Below are 1,381 nucleotides of genomic sequence, written 5' to 3'. Positions count from 1 at the left end.
TTCGTCGGCATGGGCTGGGAAATCGCCGAAGGACCGGAGGTCGAGTCCGAGTGGTTCAACTTCGACGCCCTCAACTTCAAGCCGGACCACCCGGCGCGCGAAATGCAGGACACCTTCTTCGTGGAACCTCCTGAGGCGCACCTGCTCATGCGCACGCACACGTCCCCGGTACAGGTCCGGTCCATGTTGGAGCGCGAAGTACCCCTCTATGTGCTGTGCCCGGGCAAGGTATTCCGCACCGATGAACTCGATGCCACGCACACACCCGTGTTCCACCAGTTCGAGGGCCTGGCCATTGACAAGAAGCTGAGCATGGCCGACCTGCGCGGCACCTTGGAGCACTTCGCCCGCCAGATGTTCGGTGACGAGGCACAGATCCGCCTGCGTCCCAACTACTTCCCGTTCACCGAGCCGTCCGCGGAGTTGGACATTTGGCACCCCGGTGCCAAGGGCGGCCCCCGCTGGATCGAATGGGGCGGCTGCGGCATGGTCAATCCCAACGTCCTGCGCGCTGCCGGCATCGACCCGGACGAGTATTCAGGTTTTGCCTTCGGCATGGGCATCGAGCGCACGCTCATGTTCCGCAACGAGGTCGGCGACATGCGCGACATGATCGAAGGCGATGTACGTTTCAGCGAGCACTTCGGGATGGAGATCTAACAGTGCGTATCCCACTTTCATGGCTGCGTGAATTCGCGCAGGTTCCGGCCGACGCCACGGCCGAAGACGTCATGGCGGAACTGGTCAAGGTCGGCTTTGAAGAAGAAGCTGTCCACCGCCCCACGGACGAACTCAAGGGTCCCATCGTGGTGGGCCAGGTCCTGAGCCTCGTCAAGGAACCGCAGAGCAACGGCAAGACCATCAACTGGTGCCAGGTCCGCGTGGTCCCCGAAGGCCAGGAGCAGACCCTGACCGGCAAGGGCATCGATCCCTCCGGCGTGCAGGGCATCATTTGCGGTGCCCACAACTTCGTCGAGGGAGACAAGGTTGTAGTGACCCTCCCGGGCGCTGTGCTCCCGGGTGACTTCCACATTTCCGCGCGCAAGACTTACGGGCACCTGTCCGCGGGCATGATCGCCTCCGTCCGTGAACTCGGCATCGGCGAGGACCACGACGGCATCCTGGTGCTTTCCCGCATCGGCCTGGATCCCGAAATCGGCACCGACGCCATGTCCCTCCTTGGCCTCTACGACGAAGCCGCCGAAATCAATGTCACTCCGGACCGCGGCTACGCGTTCTCGATCCGCGGCGTGGCCCGCGAGTACGCCCACGCCACCGGAACCGTCTTCAAGGACCCGGCTGCCAAGGTCAATGCCCCCGCCGCGCTCTCCGGCGGCTACGGCGTCAAGCTTAACGACGACGCCCCCATCTACGGGAAGCC

Annotated in this window: 1 protein-coding gene and 1 pseudogene; both read left to right on the top strand. The window is 63.9% G+C overall.

The genetic code is table 11. The annotated features are described in order from the left end of the window. On the top strand, positions 1-660 hold a 660-nt coding region (gene pheS / locus AHiyo1_RS04790; protein ID WP_084784358.1), incomplete at its 5' end, for a phenylalanine--tRNA ligase subunit alpha. Positions 661-662: 2 nt separating this feature from the next. Continuing rightward, a pseudogene (locus AHiyo1_RS04785) lies at positions 663-1,381 on the top strand (phenylalanine--tRNA ligase subunit beta); the annotation flags it as partial.

The organism is Arthrobacter sp. Hiyo1 (assembly GCF_001263615.2).
Classification (GTDB): domain Bacteria; phylum Actinomycetota; class Actinomycetes; order Actinomycetales; family Micrococcaceae; genus Arthrobacter.
The sequence above is the reverse complement of the archived record's forward strand: the minus strand, read 5'-3'. Positions and strand labels throughout refer to the sequence as shown.